Origin of the sequence: Pelagerythrobacter marinus, from assembly GCF_009827515.1 — a bacterium.
Classification (GTDB): Bacteria; Pseudomonadota; Alphaproteobacteria; order Sphingomonadales; family Sphingomonadaceae; genus Pelagerythrobacter; species Pelagerythrobacter marinus.
In genome coordinates this window covers 530050-544604 of sequence record NZ_WTYO01000002.1, presented here as the reverse complement: position 1 = coordinate 544604, position 14555 = coordinate 530050, and the positions used below count along the sequence as shown (strand labels likewise).

The window sequence follows — 14555 nt, the reverse complement described above, 5'->3', positions numbered from 1 at the left end:
AGATCCTGAATACCGACAGTTTCGAAAAGGCCCCCTCGCGGGGCCTTTTCTTTTGCCCGCGCCGCACCTCTGTCGGCGCGAGTCACGTCTCTCGCCGCCCTATTCGCTCGCTGCCCTATTCGCTCGCCGTCAGCCCTTGCGCCGGCGGATCATGCCTTCCTGGGCCACGCTCGCCACCAGGTTGCCCGCGCGGTCGAAGATGCGCCCGCGGTTGAAGCCGCGGCCGTTGCCGCTCCACGGGCTGTCGGTGGCGTAGAGCAGCCATTCGTCGGCCCGCGCGGGGCGGTGGAACCAGATCGCGTGGTCGAGGCTCGCCCCCACCATCTCGCCGCGCGCCCAGCTTATGCCGTGGGGCAGGGCGCTGGTGCCGAGCAGCGTATAGTCGCTGGCATAGGCGATCACCGCGCGGTGCAGCGCGGCATCGTCGGGCAGCGGCGCGGCCGCGCGGAACCAGGAATGGGCATGCGGCGGGCGCGGTTCGCTGTTCATCCAGTGCAGGCTGTCGGCCGTGCGCATCTCGATCGCGCGCGGGCGCAGCATCAGCGCGCGCTGCGCCTCGCCCAGCCCGGGCATGGCATCGACGAAGCGGCGCCGCTGCTCCATGTCCGGCGGCAGGTCTTCCGGCGGGGCGACGTCGGGCATCGCGTAGTCGTCGTGCGACAGCCCTTCCTCCGGCCGCTGGAAACTGGCGGTGAGGTTCAGGATCGGCGTCTCCCCGCGCTCCGGGTCGTCCTGGCTGGCGACGACGCGGCGATTGGCGAAGCTGCGCCCGTCGAAGTCGGCCTCCACCCGGTAGGCGATCGGTGCGCCTTCGCGCCCGCCGCGCAGGAAATAGGCGTGGAGCGAGTGGGCGACCATCGCCTCGGGCGCGCTCGCCTGCGCGGCCTGGAGCGCCTGGGCCACGACCTGCCCGCCGAAGACCCGGCCGACGCCGCCCTTCTGCGCGCGCCCTTCGAACCGGCCGCCGCCGTGCGGCGCGACGGTGAGGAGTTCGACGAGGTCGGCGACGAGGCTCTGGGCGCTGGGCTGGTCGGTCATGGCCGCGCTTTGCGGCCCCGGCACGCCGCGGTCAACCGGCCAGGCCGAGCCGCCGCAGCGCGCGATAGGCGAGCGCCTTGCCCTTGTTCCCGGCCGGCCAGCGCCCCGGCGGCGCGGGCCGGAGGCCGATCCGGCGCAGCAGGCGGTTGAAGCCGCGGGCGTCGGCCTCGGCGAAGCTCCACTCGCTGCGCCAGGTGATCGACAGCGAGATCGAGCTGTCGGGGCCGTTGCGGACGAAGTGCGGGGCCATGACCGGCACGTAGACCGCCTCGCCCGGGCCGATCGCGAATTCGCGCCCGCCGGCGAGCAGTTCGTCGCGCCAGGTCAGCTCGCGCGCGCCGCCCGCGTGGTAGGATTCGTGGATCGTGTCGGGGGCATAGCGATCGTCGCCTGCCGGGAACTGGGTCATCGTCTTGCGGCCGACCAGCTGCAGCAGGATATTGTGCTCCGGGTCGAAGTGATAGGGCGTCACCGCGTCCGGGCTGGAGATGAAGACGAAGCCCTGGGGTCGCAGCATGGCGCCGGTGCGCGCCTCTATCTCCGGGCGGATCTCGTCCAGCAGCGCCATCAGCAGGTCCGCGTACTCGGGCGCCTGCTCGATGTTCTTGAGCACGGCCCAGCTATTGCTGCGCGCGATGTGCCGGATCGTGTCCTCGATCGCGAGGCCGGTGCCCTCGGGCTTGCCGTCCACCCCGATCGGCAGGTCGCCGCGGTTGTACTCGATCGAGCGTTCGGGGAGCCGCGCGGCGAGCGCGGCCAGCGCGTCGAGCGTGAGCAGCGCGTTCTGCCCCAGGCCGTGCGCGAGGACGTGCGGCTCCTCGGGATAGGACCGGGCGAAGGCCGCGCGGGCCTCCTCCCCGAAAACGGGGGCGGGCCGTGCCTCGTCGGCGGGCAGGTCGATCGGGGTCTGGACGCCCATCGTTCACGTACTCCTGGTCTGGCGGGCCAGCTCGGCCCGCAGGATCCGGCGAAAGGCCGCGCGGCGAAGCCTCCCGCCGATGGCCACGTTGACGCGCACCATTGCGCGCTTCTCGCGCCAGATCCGCTCGATCATCGGGTGGTCGGCGGCCGCGCAGCTGTCGCACCAGGCAATGTCCTCGCGCGCCAGCAGGTCGAGGTTCTCGCGCTGGAGCAGGACGCCGGGCGAATAGCGGGCGTACCGTTCGTCGTAAGCGGTCTTGAAACTGAACGCGCCGGGCGGGGCGATGAAATTGGCCAGCATGGCGACGGGCGCGCCGTCGAGCGTCAGGCTCAGCCGTTCGAGCCGCCCGCGCGCCGCGGCCCCGTGCAGCGTCGCGGCGAACCAGCCGGCGGTGCGCGGGTTGTCGGCGAGCGCGGAGCCGTTGCGCCCCTTCCACCCGGCCTGCTCGAGCGCGAGGAACTGCTCGATCCAGCGCTCCAGCCCCGCGCCGTCGCTGCGGCGTTCGAACCCTTTCGCGCCTTCTTCGGCCAGGCGCTTGTCCTGCCGGCGCAGTTCCTTGCGCTTCTTGCCGTTCAGCGAGCGCTCGAAATAGGCCTGCGGCGACAGGCCCGATCGCAGCATCGCGCGTTCCTCGCGCTGGACCACGCCCCAGGCGCGCCCGTCCCCGTCCGCCACGCGGGCAAGGGCGGCGAACAGCGGGCCATTCGCGTCGAGCCGGTCGAGGTGGAGGAAGAGCGCCCTGCCGGTCGCCGCGTCGAGATGGCCGAACAGTGCGCGCCAGAACCGCTCCTCGAACCCGCTGCGGACCAGCGGGCTGCCGACGAAGAGGTTATCGTGGCTCCAGTTGACGCGATGGGGCAGGGGGTAGCCGTAATAGGCCGCCGCGCGCCCGAGCGGGACGAGCGCGCAGAGCCGCCCGCCGCACCGCAGCGCCATGATCGTGCAGTCGGCCCCCGCGCCGAGCCGCTCCAGCGCCGGCAGCAGGGCCCAGCGCTCGTAGAACGGATTGGGCTCCGCCACGGCATCGGCAAGCTCGTCCCACTCGGCGGCGAATTCGGCGCTGCGCACAAGGGCTGGGGCGACCGGGCGCAGCGAGGGGACGTCCCGCGACGCGATGTCGCGGGACGGTTCTCCAAGAGATGCGCGCCGATCGGGCAGGCTCGCCAAGAGTTAACCTTCGCTACCGCGGTCCAAGGTGCCGCGGCGCCTGCGATAGCAATGCCCCGGTTAAGATTTCCTAGAACGCGCCACCGTCCAGGATCGTCCCGCCTCAGATCCCCGTGATGTTCAGCCGCTGCGCCATGCGGCTGGCGGCGGGATCGAGTGGCGGGCGCTGGTCGTAGTCGGCATCGCCGGCCACGTAGGCGGGGTTGTGTTTCGCCAGCCATGCCGTCGCGCCGGCCAGCCACTCCAGCCGCTCTTCCTTGGTGAAATAGGGGCTGTGATGCCCGTTCTTCGGTTGTTCGAGATAGGCGTAGTCCACGCCTTCGCGCTTGCCGGCCCGCTTCAGTGCATCGCGCAGGACCCGTGCCTGTTCGATCGGGACGCGCGGATCGCGCACGCCGTGGACGATCAGGATCGGCGACCAGTCGCCTTCCGCGTTGCGCGCCGGGCTCACGTCGGTGAGCGAACTGGCCCCTTCCGCCAGGTAGTTCGCCCCGAAGCTGCCGAGATAGCTCTGGTCGTAGGCTTTCATGCGCGGAAGGTCGTAGACCCCGGCCCCCGCGATCGTGCAATTCCAGCGGTCGGGATCGCGCTGGGCCGCGCGCGCGGAGGCATAGCCGCCGTAGGACCAGCCCATCATGCAGGCGCGGTCCTTGTCGACCAGTCCCTGAGCGTCAAGGTGATCGACGACGTCGTTGAGATCGTCCTGCATCCGGGTGCCGAAGCCGTCCTTGCGCCCTTCCTTGACGAACTCGGTGCCGTACCCGCCCGATCCGCGATAGTTGGGCTGGATGACGACATAACCCTGTTCGGCAATGGCCTGGGCCCACTGGTCGTACGTGGCATAGTCGCGCACACCATAAGGGCCGCCGTGCGTGAGCACCACGACCGGCAGGTCGCCCTGGCCTTCGCGCAGGCGCGGCCGGGTAACGATCGCCTCGATCTCCAGCCCGTCGCTGGCCTTGTATCGGATGGCCTCGACCGGGTTCATCACGCCGTCGCGGATCGCGTCGCTTTCATAGCCGATCACGCGGAAATCGCCGGTCGGCACGTCGTAGAGGTAATAGGAAGCCAGCTGGTTCGGCCGCGAGAGCGACACGATCATCCTGCTGTTGTCGTCGCTGCGGCTGACGATGCGGGCGTTGGCCTCGCCGAACTCTTCCTCCAAGAACGCGGAAATCTGCGCGAAGACCGGGTCCGTCCAGCTGCGGCGCGGGCGATCGGTGGCGTAGGCGAAGCCCAGGATGCCGTTTTCGTCCTCGTTCGCAATCGCCGACGAAACGTCGTAGCCTTCGACGGAGAAGAGCTTTTCCCCGATCTCCATCGTCGCCAGGTTGGCCTTGTAGATCGCGCGATAGCCCTCGTGGTTGCTGGAGACGATGGCCATGTCGGGTTCGTCGAGGAACACGATCGGCCGAATCCCCTTGCCTACGAAGTTTTCATCCCGCACCTTCTGCACGGTACGGAAGTTCTCGTCCGGGCCGGACCGATAGAGGTAGCGTTCCTCGCCGCTATCCGGGTCGGAGGCGAAACCCATCCGCACGACGCCCTTGCCGTCCGCTGCCCAGCCATCGACGATCGGGTTCGGCCGCTGGACCAGTTCGATCACCTTCCCGGTCGCTAGATCGACCCATTCGACCTGGTAGCGGAAAGCCCGCTCGGTATTGCCGTCGTTGACCATGCGGGCGAGGAGAATGCGGTTGTTGTCCCCGTCGGTCATCAGGAGCGCGCCGGCATCCGACGTGGCGTCGCGCCATGCGAGCGGCGTCGTTTCCCCGGTCTGCGTGTCGTAGGAGGCGAGACGACGGACGGTCGCCCGGAACCCGTAGGCGTTCTGGACCGAGTGGAGTTCGAACAGGACGTAGCGGTCGTTGGCCCATTCGTAATCCCACAGGATGCGGTCGCCGGTATCTTTCAGCGTTTCGGCGGTGGCGAAGACCTGGGGCTTGCCGCCCTTGTCGAGATCGATGATCGCATAGGCGAAGTTGTCTCCGGCGCCGATCGTCGCCAGGGCTCGGGTGCCGTCGGGCGAAAGCGTCAGGTTGCTGAGCGCCGGCAGCGCGGCGATCGTGTCGAGCGGGACCTTTTCCGCAACCGGATCGCCGGGCGTGGTCTGGGCCGCCGCGGGCAATGCGAACGCCGTTCCCAGCGCGGAAAGGGCAAGGGTGAAAATGCTGGCGCCACGGATCGTGCGCGATTTCGAAAACATCTGGTGTCCCCCCAAAAAATCGGCGGGAGACGCCGGCACCGAGGCAATGCCCCGAGGCCCGGTGCGCTCGGTCGCGGCTGCCGACGATCCCCCTTTGAATGCGTCGATCTTGGCATAAAGGGCCGCGACTGCAAGAAAAAACCCCGCCCGGCTGGTTACGGGCGGGGTCTGTGATCGTTTCGCAACGACCGGTCCGGTCGGCCCGTCCTCAGCCGGCGGCGAGGGCTGCCAGGAGGAGGAGGGCGACGATGTTGGTGATCTTGATCATCGGGTTCACCGCCGGGCCGGCGGTGTCCTTGTAGGGATCGCCCACCGTGTCGCCGGTCACCGCGGCCTTGTGCGCTTCCGAGCCCTTGCCGCCGTGATTGCCGTCCTCGATGTATTTCTTCGCGTTGTCCCACGCGCCGCCGCCCGCGGTCATCGACAGGGCGACGAACAGGCCGCCCACGATCACGCCGAGCAGGAGCGCGCCGAGCGCGGCGAAGCCGTTCGCCTCGCCCGCGACCCAGGTGATCGCGAAATAGACTACGATCGGGGCGAGCACCGGCAGCAGCGAGGGGACGATCATCTCCTTGATCGCCGCCTTGGTCACCAGGTCCACCGTCTTGGCATAGTCGGGGCGGCTGGTGCCGGCCATGATGCCCGGGTCGTTGCGGAACTGGTCGCGCACGTCCACCACCACGTCGCCGGCCGCGCGGCCGACCGCCGTCATGCCCAGCGCCCCGAACAGGTAGGGCAGGAGCGCGCCGAGCAGCAGGCCGACGATGACGTAGGGGTTCTCGAGGCTGAAATCGACCGTCACGTCGGGGAAGAAGATCCCGAGATCGGTCGTGTAGGCGGCGAACAGGACGAGGGCGGCGAGCCCGGCCGAGCCGATCGCATAGCCCTTGGTCACGGCCTTGGTCGTATTGCCGACCGCGTCGAGCAGGTCGGTCTTCTCGCGCACGCTGTCGTCCAGCCCGGCCATTTCGGCGATGCCCCCGGCATTGTCGGTGACGGGGCCGTAGGCGTCGAGCGCCACGACCATGCCGGCCAGCGCCAGCATCGCGGTCGCGCCGTAGGCCAGCCCGATCAGGCCCGCGAGCTGGTAGGCGCCGACGATCGCGGCGACGATCGCCAGCGTGGGCAGGGCGGTCGATTCGAGGCTGATCGCCAGGCCCTGGATCACGTTGGTGCCGTGGCCGGTTTCGGAAGCCTTGGCGATCGACCGCACCGGGCGGAAGCCGGTGCCGGTGTAATACTCGGTGATCCAGATGATGATGCCGGTCAGCACGAGGCCGATGATCGAGCACAGGAACAGGTCGGTCCCGGTGAAGGCGACCATCCCGGTGCCCGGGTTGAGCACGGTGTTCATGTCCGATCCCGCGGTGCCCAGGGCATGGCTGGTGACGAACCAGATCAGCGGCACGGCCAGGACGGCGGTGACGATGAAGCCCTTGTACATCGCGCCCATCACGTTCGTGCCGCCGCCGAGGCGCACGAAGTAGGTGCCGATGATCGAGGTGACGATGCAGGCCCCGCCGATCAGCAGGGGCAGCGCCATCAGCGGCAGGAGCAGGTCGCCCACCGCGGTCAGCAGGAGCGCGGTGAGAACCATCGTCGCGCCCACGGTGACGACATAGGTTTCGAACAGGTCGGCGGCCATGCCGGCGCAGTCGCCGACATTGTCGCCCACGTTGTCGGCGATCACCGCCGGGTTGCGCGGATCGTCCTCCGGAATGCCCGCCTCGACCTTGCCGACGAGGTCGGCGCCGACGTCGGCGGCCTTGGTGAAGATCCCGCCGCCCAGGCGCGCGAAGATCGAGATCAGCGAGGCGCCGAAGGCGAGGGCGACGAGCGCGTCGATCACCTCGCGCCCATTGGGCTCGAGCGCCATCGGGCCGATCAGGACGTAGAAGAAGACCGCGATCGCCAGCAGCGCCAGCCCGGCCACCAGCATCCCGGTGATCGCGCCCGCGCGGAAGGCGATGGTCAGGCCCTGTTGCAGCCCGGTCTGCGCGGCCGCCGCGGTGCGCACGTTCGACCGGACCGAGATGTTCATCCCGATGAACCCGGCCACGCCCGACAGGATCGCGCCGATGACGAAGCCGATGGCCGAGATCGGGCCGAGGAAGACGCCGACGATGATCGCCACGGCCAGGCCGACGACGCCGATCGTCGTATATTGCCGGTTGAGATAGGCTCGCGCCCCTTCCTGGATGGCGCCGGCGATTTCCTGCATCTTCTCGTTGCCGGCATCTGCGCCGAGCACCTGGCGGCTGGTGACGAAGCCGTAAATAACGGCCAGCAGCCCCAGGCCAATTGCGATCATGACTAGATCCACGCGCCTTTCCCCTCTTCTTCCCAGATATTGTTCTTTTGCTGCGGCCCGCGTTTTCGCAGTGCCGTTCACTTCGCGAGGTATAGGGGGTGCGGCGCGGCGCGCAAGGGCTTGCGGGCGCCGCCCGCGACCGGGGCGAAGGGCGGCCGCCCCCGGGCGGGTGACCCGAAATGCGACGGCGGCGCGGCCCGTTCGCCGCCGCGCTTGCGACTTGCCATGGTTAAGTTTAAGTAAACGGCCATGCAAAGCGCGGTCCAGGCCCTGTTCAAGATCATGCCGTTCCTGTTCGGCATAGGTTTTATCGCGCCGCTGATCGCGCAGACGATGGCCTATTGGGGCTGGTCGCCCCCGCTCGGCCTTTCGCCGATCGGCTTCGGCCTGCTGATCGGCGGGCCATGGGGCCTTTACGCGACCGTGCGGGGGCGCTGGATATGACCGACGGCATCGGCAACCCGCGCGATCTCGCGCTGTCCGGCGCGGCGGCCCCCGCGGCCCCCGCTGCCGACACCTCGCCGGCGCTCGACACCCCGCGCACGCGCGGCGACGGGCCTGCGATCCCGCTGGGCGGCGACGCGACGCTGGACAGGCACACCCGCATCGCCCTGCTGAAAGAGGAACGGGCCATCGCGCGGCGGTTCGAAGGCGGGAAGATGTGGATCTACCCCGCCGCCGCCTTCACCTGCTACGCGATCTGGCTCAGCTTCTTCCCGCTCGCGATCATGGGCTGGCTGAACCTTCCGCTCGCCTTCGTCCTGTCGACCGTCTTCGCGGTCGGCGGCTATGTCACCAGCCACGAGGCCATGCATTCGAACATCGCCCGGCACGGCACGAAGTGGCGCTGGCTGAACGAATGGACGGGCAAGGTCTCGACCATCATCATCGTCTTCCCGTTCTCGATGGCGCGGCTGATGCACCTCGAGCATCACTATCACTGCAACCACCCGGAAAAGGACCCCGACTATCCGGACCGGGCGAACGGGCCATGGCACGCGATCTACAAGACCTGGCTCAACCGCCAGCCGGGGGTGGACGGGTCGATCCACATCTACAAGCGCATCCTCGCCGAAATGGGGACCAGGGAAGCCGCCGACGCGCTGAAGGACACGGTGCGCCTGCAACTGATCTTCATGGCCGTGCTGTTCGCCATGGCGTGGAGCGGATATGCGATAGAGGCGGCTTTGATCTGGTGGCTGCCGCGCCATATCGGCCTCAGCTATATCCGCTTCTACCTCAGCTGGGCCCCGCACCACCCGCGCGAGGACCAGGGCCGCTACGGCAATACCCGCCTGTTCAAGAGCCGGCTGGGCCAGATCGGATCGATCGGGATGGAAACCCACCTGGTCCACCACCTCTATCCCTCGATCCCGAACCACCGGACGAAGGAAGCCTACTACGCGCTGCGCCCGATCCTGGAGAAACGCGGCGTCCATTGCCCCGAGATCTGACCGGCGCGCGCGGCTGCACCCGGGAACGCCTTGCCGCGGCTTTCAAGACGTTACGACAACGAACCTCGCCGTTCGAACGGGCGCCCGGTGCCGCGGCCTAGTGGCTGTAGCCGAGGCCGTCGGGGGAGGCGATCGGCCGGCCGTCGAGGATGAGCGCGCCGCCGCCATCGCTGTCCCCGTCGCTGCCCCCGTCGCCCCTGCTGTCGGGCGATTCGACCGTCCCGATGCGGGTCGCGCGGACCGGCGGGGCCAGGCCGGCGGGGAGGGCGAACAGCAGCTGGTAGTCGTCGCCCCAGCGCAGCGCCTCGTCGCGCCGTGCCTCGGGCAGCGCGATGGGCACCGCGGCGCTTTCCAGCACGAGGTTCGCCCCGCTCGCGCGCGCCATGCGCCAGGCATCGAGCAGCAGGCTGTCGGAAACGTCCATCATCGCGGTCGCCACCGGGGCGAGGGCCAGGCCTTCTTCGATCAGCGCTTGCGGGCGTAGATAGGCGCGGGCTCCGTCGCGGTCGCCGGCGGTCAAGGCCTCGAACCCGGCGAGCGCCGCGCCGAGCGTCCCGGTCACCCAGACCGCGTCGCCCGGCCGCGCTCCGCCGCGCGACGGGACGGGGACGTGGCTCGCTCGTCCGATCGCGGTGAGGCCGTGGCTGCGCGGCGGGCCGCCCGATACCGTGTCGCCGCCGAGCAGGGGCACGCCGTAATGCCGCAGCGCGGCCTCCAGTCCGGCAACGAAGCGCGCCTCGTCCTTGCCGCGGGTGAAGCCGACGAGGACGCCGACCGGCCGCGCGCCTTTGGCCGCGAGGTCGGAGAGGTTGGTCGCGACGAGTTTCCACGCCACGTCGGCGGCGTCCTGCCCCCGCGCGGTGTGCACCCCTTCGACCAGCATGTCGTGGGTCAGCACCAGCGTTTCGCCCCCAATCTCGAGCACGGCCGCGTCGTCGTCGAGATTTCGCGCCCCTTCGTGCAGCGGAAGGGCGCGCAGGCGCTCGATCAGGTCGAGCTCCCCGCTCACCGCACCTGCCTGGCCACCGCGTCGAGTATGCCGTTGACGAACTTCGCCTCGCGGTCGTCGAAGAAGGCCTTGGCCACGTCGACATATTCGCTGATCGCGGTGCCCACAGGCACGTCGGCCCGGGCGATCAGCTCGTAAGCGCCCGCGCGCAGGATCTGCAGCATGGTCTTGTCCAGCCGGGCGAGGTTCCAGCCCTGGGCCAGCCGTTCGCTCAGCAGCAGGTCGATCTCGTCGCAGCGCGCGTCCACGCCCGACACGACGTCGTCGAAGAAGGCGACTTCGGCATCGGCGTAGTGCTCGTCCTCGATCACCGCGCCCAGGCGGTGCTGGTGGAACTCGTCGAGCAGGCGGACGAGGGCCGTGCCTTCCATTTCGCGCTGGTAGAGCGCCTGGACCGCCGCGAGGCGCGCGGCCGAACGGGCGATCGAGCGCCGGGGCGAAGGTGCGGATGTCATTTGAGCCTCATGGAAACCGAATTTGCATGCGCGGGCAGGCCCTCTGCCTCGGCCAGGGCGACCGCGGCCGGGCCGATTGCCGCCAGCGCGCCGGGGCCGCACTCGATGAAGCTGGTGCGCTTCATGAAATCGAGCACCGAGAGTCCGCTGGCGAAACGGGCGCGCCGCCCGGTCGGCAGGACGTGGTTGGGGCCGGCGACGTAATCGCCGACCGCCTCGGGCGTATGGCGGCCCAGGAACACGCTGCCGGCGTGGCGCAGGCCGGCGAACAGGGGGGCGGGATCTGCCACCGCCAGCTCGACGTGCTCGGCCGCCAGCCGGTTGGCGAGCGGGATCGCCTGGTCGAGCGTCTCGACCACGATCATCACCCCGTTGTCGCGCCAGCTCGCCTGCGCGGTCGTGCGCGTGGCCAGCTGGGCGGACTGGGTATCGACCCGGTCCTCCACCTGGTCCGCGAAGGCGGCATCGTCGGTGATCAGGATCGATTGCGAGGTCGGGTCGTGCTCCGCCTGGCTAAGAAGGTCGGCGGCGATCCAGTCCGGGTCGTTGTCGCCGTCGGCGATCACCAGGATCTCGCTCGGCCCGGCGACCATGTCGATGCCGACCACGCCGTAGAGCTGGCGCTTGGCCTCCGCCACCCAGGCATTGCCCGGGCCGGTGACGACATCGACGCGGGCGATCCGCTCGGTGCCATAGGCGAGCGCGGCGATCGCCTGCGCCCCGCCGATGCGCCAGATCTCGTCCACCCCGGCGACATGGGCCGCGGCCAGGACCAGCGGGTTGTTTTCCCCGCCGCGGGTCGGGGTCACGACCACCAGCCGCCCGACGCCGGCCACGCGCGCGGGGATCGCGTTCATCAGCAGCGAGGAGGGATAGGCCGCGCGCCCCCCGGGAACGTAGAGGCCGGCGGCATCGACCGGCTGCCAGCGCGCGCCGAGCCGCACGCCGTCGCTATCGGTGAAGTCCCTGTCCGCCGGCAACTGGTCGCGGTGATAGGCCTCTATCCGCCGGGCGGCGAGGTCGAGCGCCTCGCGCAGCGCCGGTTCCAGCCCCTCGTAGGCCGCGCGGCACGCCTCCGGCGCGATGCGCCAGTCGCTGTCCTGCGTCAGCGCGTGCTTGTCGAAACGCTGCGTGTATTCGACCAGCGCGGCATCGCCCTTGCGGCGCACGCGCTCCACGATCGTCGCGACATCCTGCGACACCGCGATGTCGCTTTCGCGCCGCCCGTCGACGATCCGGGCGAAGGCCTTTTCGAAGCCGGGATCGGTGATGGCCAGCCGCCGCATCAGGCGCCTTCCGGCCCGCTTGCGATCGCACGGAACCGTTCGACCAGCTCGCCGACGCGCGGATCGGTCTTGAGCGCGGCGCGGTTGACGATCAGCCGCGCGGAAACCTGCATGATGACGTCGCGCTCCTCCAGCCCGTTCTCGGCCAGCGTGCGGCCGGTGGAAACGAGATCGACGATCCGCCGCGCGAGGCCCAGCGCGGGGGCGATTTCCATCGCGCCGTTCAGCTTGACGCACTCGGCCTGGATGCCCTGGCGTTCGAACCAGCGACGCGTGAGGTTCGGGTATTTCGTCGCCACGCGCATGTGGCTCGCCCCCGCGCCCGCCTCGGGCACGTCGGCCGGGGCGGCGAGCGACAGGCGGCAATGGCCGATGTCGAGATCGACCGGCGCGTAGAGATCGGAATAGTCGAATTCCTCGATCACGTCCGATCCCACGATGCCCGCCTGCGCCGCACCGTGGGCGACGAAAGTGGCGACGTCGAAGGCGCGCACCCGGATCAGGCGCAGGTCTTCGCGCGTGGTCGCGAAAGTAAGGCTGCGGTTGCCCTTGTCGTGGAACGCGCGTTCCGGCACGACGCCGGCGCGTTCCATCACGGGCAGAGCCTCGTCGAGAATACGCCCCTTGGGGATGGCGAAGGTCAGCGGTGTTGCCATTGCGCCGCGGCACTTAGGCAAGGGGCGAGGAAAGGGCAATGGAGATGGCCGAAAGGCAGGAGATGAAAATCGGGCGGGAAGATCCGCAGGCGCGGGGGCCGGAGGCGGTGCGCCGCGCCTTCGCCAACCAGGTCGCCTATTGCCGGTCGAACGGCGCGCCGGTGACTGCCGGCATCTGCGAGGGGCTGCACCGGCTGCTGGAGGGCGAGCGGGGCGGGGCGGTAATGCGGCGGGTGCGCAAGTGGCAGGGGCCGCCGCTCGCCGACGCCCTGCCGCTGCGGATCGCGGGCGGGCTGCACGCGCTTCACCTCGACGGGGCGGAACCGGACCTCGAGCCGGTCTATGCCGGCCAGCGCACGACGCGCATGGCCGACCTGCTGGCCGATGTCATCGAACGGCACGAACCTTTCCTCATGCCCTGGCTCGACGGGCCGCCGCAGACCAACGAGGCGGGGCGCTCCGCCGCCTTCGCCGCGGCTTTGCTTTGGCTTCGCGCCCGGGGGCTGCCGGGGCAATTTGCGCTGCACGAGATCGGGGCCAGCGCCGGTATCAACCTGATGATGCGCCGCTATCGCTACGACCTGGGCGGGGTGCGCGTCGGTCCCCCGCGGGCGCGGATGCGGATCGCCCCCGAATGGCGCGGCGACCCGCCGCCCGCCGGCGATTTCGACATTGTCGGCGCGCAAGGCTGCGACATCGCGCCGGTGGACCTGGCGGACCCGCGCCAGGCCCTGCGGCTGCGCGCCTATATCTGGCCCGAGTTCACCGAGCGGTTCGCCCGGCTCGACGCGGCGATCGCCGCCGCCCGCACGTTCCCGCCCGAGATAGAGCGCAGCGCCGCGGCCGATTTCGTCGAGCGGACCCTGGCCGCCGCGCCCGAGGCGGGGGTGACGCGCGTGGTCATGCATTCGGTCGTCTGGCAATACCTGCCGCCGGCGGAGCGCGAGCGGATCGAGGCGGCGATGGCCGAAGCCGGCGCGCGGGCCAGCGCCGAAAGCCCGCTTGCCTGGGTGGCGCTGGAGGCGAACCGCGAGAGCCACCGGCACGAGTTGTCGGTGCGCCACTGGCCCGGCGGGCCCGAGTGGACCCGGCTGGCGGTCGCCCATCCGCACGGCGAATGGATCGAGTGGAGCGGCTAGCCGGCCCGGCGCTCAGCCCGTCCGGCCGAGGAAATCGTCGAGCGCGGCATTGACCTTCTCGGGCGCCTCCCACGGCACGAAGTGGCCGCAATCGGGCACTTCGACGAGGGCAAGATCCTCGATCAGCTCGTCCATCCCCTCGAGGTTTTCGGGCGGGAGGGCGCGGTCGTCCATGGCCCAGATCACCAGGGTCGGGATCGTCAGGCGGGGCAGGGGCGGCGGGGTCCAGCCCCGTGGCGGCTCGTAAGGGGCGTCGAGCGGGGGCACGTCGATCGGGCTGGCCCGGTACCAGTTGAGCATTCCGAAGGCCGCCTCGCGGTCCTGCCAGTCGCGCAGCAGCGCCTCGCGCTCTTCCGGCTCCATCTCGCTCGGCCGGTCCCATTTCACTTCCTGCATCAGCAGGGCGGCCAGGCCGTGTTCGCGCACCAGCGCATCGTTCGCGCGGTCACGGAAACCGCGGATATACTGGCTGGAGCGGCGCTGGTTCTCGTCGGTGTAGAGCAGTTTCTGGAAGATCGCCGGGTGCGGGGCATTGGCCACGACCGCGCGCGTCACCCGCCCGTTCGCCTGCCCGGCCAGCGCGGTGCCCCAGGCGATCGCCCCGCCCCAGTCGTGCCCGACGATGGTGAAGCGTTCGACCCCCAGCGCATCGGCCAGCAGGAAGATGTCGCCGATCAGCTTGTCGGGCGTATAGGCCTCCACCTCCTGCGGCTTCGACGATCCGCGATAGCCGCGCTGGTCCGGCGCGATGCACCGGAACCGGTCCGAAAGGTGCGCGATCTGGTGCCGCCAGGTCCGGTGGCTTTCGGGAAAGCCATGGAGGAAGACCAGAACCGGGGCGTCGCGCGGGCCCGTGTCCACCGTGTCCAGTTCGATCCCGTTCGCCAGCGTGACGCGCGTCTGTTCCATCTG

The 14555-nt window shown here is 69.9% G+C and carries 13 protein-coding genes; 3 read left to right on the top strand and 10 right to left on the bottom strand.

Features of this window, described 5'->3' with window-relative positions; all coding sequences use genetic code 11:
• Positions 1 to 129 precede the first annotated feature (129 nt).
• The 5 genes from GRI72_RS06465 to GRI72_RS06445 form a co-directional block, all read right to left on the bottom strand.
• Positions 130 to 1038, bottom strand: a complete 909-nt coding sequence (locus tag GRI72_RS06465; RefSeq protein WP_160733098.1) for an acyl-CoA thioesterase — start codon at positions 1036 to 1038, stop codon at positions 130 to 132.
• A 31-nt stretch (positions 1039 to 1069) separates the two neighbouring features.
• Positions 1070 to 1957: a cupin domain-containing protein gene (locus GRI72_RS06460; RefSeq protein WP_202388954.1), complete on the bottom strand. Its 888-nt coding sequence runs from the start codon at positions 1955 to 1957 to the stop codon at positions 1070 to 1072.
• A 3-nt stretch (positions 1958 to 1960) separates the two neighbouring features.
• Entirely contained in the window at positions 1961 to 3028 is a 1068-nt protein-coding gene (locus GRI72_RS06455; protein ID WP_337191148.1) for a GNAT family N-acetyltransferase, read from the bottom strand.
• A 202-nt stretch (positions 3029 to 3230) separates the two neighbouring features.
• Positions 3231 to 5333, bottom strand: a complete 2103-nt coding sequence (locus GRI72_RS06450) for an alpha/beta hydrolase family protein (RefSeq protein ID WP_160733097.1) — start codon at positions 5331 to 5333, stop codon at positions 3231 to 3233.
• Between the two features lie 208 nt (positions 5334 to 5541).
• Positions 5542 to 7656 (bottom strand): sodium-translocating pyrophosphatase, encoded by a 2115-nt coding sequence (locus tag GRI72_RS06445; protein WP_160733096.1) that lies wholly within the window; start codon positions 7654 to 7656, stop codon positions 5542 to 5544.
• Positions 7657 to 7893: 237 nt separating this feature from the next.
• On the opposite strand from GRI72_RS06445, the gene GRI72_RS06440 reads away from it, so the two are divergent.
• Together GRI72_RS06440 and GRI72_RS06435 are read left to right on the top strand one after the other, a co-directional pair.
• Entirely contained in the window at positions 7894 to 8088 is a 195-nt protein-coding gene (locus tag GRI72_RS06440) for a hypothetical protein (RefSeq protein WP_160733095.1), read from the top strand.
• Positions 8085 to 9098 carry a fatty acid desaturase gene (locus tag GRI72_RS06435; RefSeq protein ID WP_160733094.1) on the top strand — a complete coding sequence of 338 codons (1014 nt, stop codon included), beginning with the start codon at positions 8085 to 8087 and terminating at the stop codon, positions 9096 to 9098. The genes GRI72_RS06440 and GRI72_RS06435 overlap by 4 nt, the downstream gene beginning before the upstream one ends.
• Before the next feature lie 97 nt (positions 9099 to 9195).
• On the opposite strand, the gene thiL is transcribed toward GRI72_RS06435, so the two are convergent.
• From thiL to hisG, 4 genes are read right to left on the bottom strand one after another with little or no spacing between them, the layout of a single operon-like run.
• A complete protein-coding gene (gene thiL / locus GRI72_RS06430; protein ID WP_160733093.1) occupies positions 9196 to 10107 on the bottom strand; it encodes a thiamine-phosphate kinase in 912 nt (303 codons plus the stop codon).
• A complete protein-coding gene (nusB, locus tag GRI72_RS06425) occupies positions 10104 to 10562 on the bottom strand; it encodes a transcription antitermination factor NusB (RefSeq protein WP_160733092.1) in 459 nt (152 codons plus the stop codon). The genes thiL and nusB overlap by 4 nt, the downstream gene beginning before the upstream one ends.
• Positions 10559 to 11848 (bottom strand): histidinol dehydrogenase, encoded by a 1290-nt coding sequence (hisD, locus tag GRI72_RS06420; protein WP_160733091.1) that lies wholly within the window; start codon positions 11846 to 11848, stop codon positions 10559 to 10561. Before hisD ends, nusB begins: the two co-directional genes overlap by 4 nt.
• Complete coding sequence (gene hisG / locus GRI72_RS06415; protein ID WP_160733090.1) at positions 11848 to 12504, bottom strand: ATP phosphoribosyltransferase; 657 nt, start codon at positions 12502 to 12504, stop codon at positions 11848 to 11850. Before hisG ends, hisD begins: the two co-directional genes overlap by 1 nt.
• Before the next feature lie 38 nt (positions 12505 to 12542).
• Between hisG and GRI72_RS06410 the strand changes: the two genes are divergently transcribed.
• Positions 12543 to 13643 carry a DUF2332 domain-containing protein gene (locus tag GRI72_RS06410; RefSeq protein ID WP_237486822.1) on the top strand — a complete coding sequence of 367 codons (1101 nt, stop codon included), beginning with the start codon at positions 12543 to 12545 and terminating at the stop codon, positions 13641 to 13643.
• 12 nt (positions 13644 to 13655) lie between these two features.
• On the opposite strand, the gene GRI72_RS06405 is transcribed toward GRI72_RS06410, so the two are convergent.
• Positions 13656 to 14552: an alpha/beta fold hydrolase gene (locus tag GRI72_RS06405; protein ID WP_160733089.1), complete on the bottom strand. Its 897-nt coding sequence runs from the start codon at positions 14550 to 14552 to the stop codon at positions 13656 to 13658.
• Positions 14553 to 14555: the final 3 nt, after the last annotated feature.

Excerpts from the sequence above, each read along its gene's own strand:
- GRI72_RS06465 (WP_160733098.1), bottom strand. The coding sequence starts at position 1,038 with ATGACCGACCAGCCCAGCGCCCAGAGCCTCGTCGCCGACCTCGTCGAA.
- GRI72_RS06460 (WP_202388954.1), bottom strand. The coding sequence starts at position 1,957 with ATGGGCGTCCAGACCCCGATCGACCTGCCCGCCGACGAGGCACGGCCC.
- GRI72_RS06450 (WP_160733097.1), bottom strand. The coding sequence starts at position 5,333 with ATGTTTTCGAAATCGCGCACGATCCGTGGCGCCAGCATTTTCACCCTT.
- GRI72_RS06440 (WP_160733095.1), top strand. The coding sequence starts at position 7,894 with ATGCAAAGCGCGGTCCAGGCCCTGTTCAAGATCATGCCGTTCCTGTTC.
- GRI72_RS06435 (WP_160733094.1), top strand. The coding sequence starts at position 8,085 with ATGACCGACGGCATCGGCAACCCGCGCGATCTCGCGCTGTCCGGCGCG.
- nusB (WP_160733092.1), bottom strand. The coding sequence starts at position 10,562 with ATGACATCCGCACCTTCGCCCCGGCGCTCGATCGCCCGTTCGGCCGCG.
- hisD (WP_160733091.1), bottom strand. The coding sequence starts at position 11,848 with ATGCGGCGGCTGGCCATCACCGATCCCGGCTTCGAAAAGGCCTTCGCC.
- hisG (WP_160733090.1), bottom strand. The coding sequence starts at position 12,504 with ATGGCAACACCGCTGACCTTCGCCATCCCCAAGGGGCGTATTCTCGAC.
- GRI72_RS06410 (WP_237486822.1), top strand. The coding sequence starts at position 12,543 with ATGGAGATGGCCGAAAGGCAGGAGATGAAAATCGGGCGGGAAGATCCG.
- GRI72_RS06405 (WP_160733089.1), bottom strand. The coding sequence starts at position 14,552 with ATGGAACAGACGCGCGTCACGCTGGCGAACGGGATCGAACTGGACACG.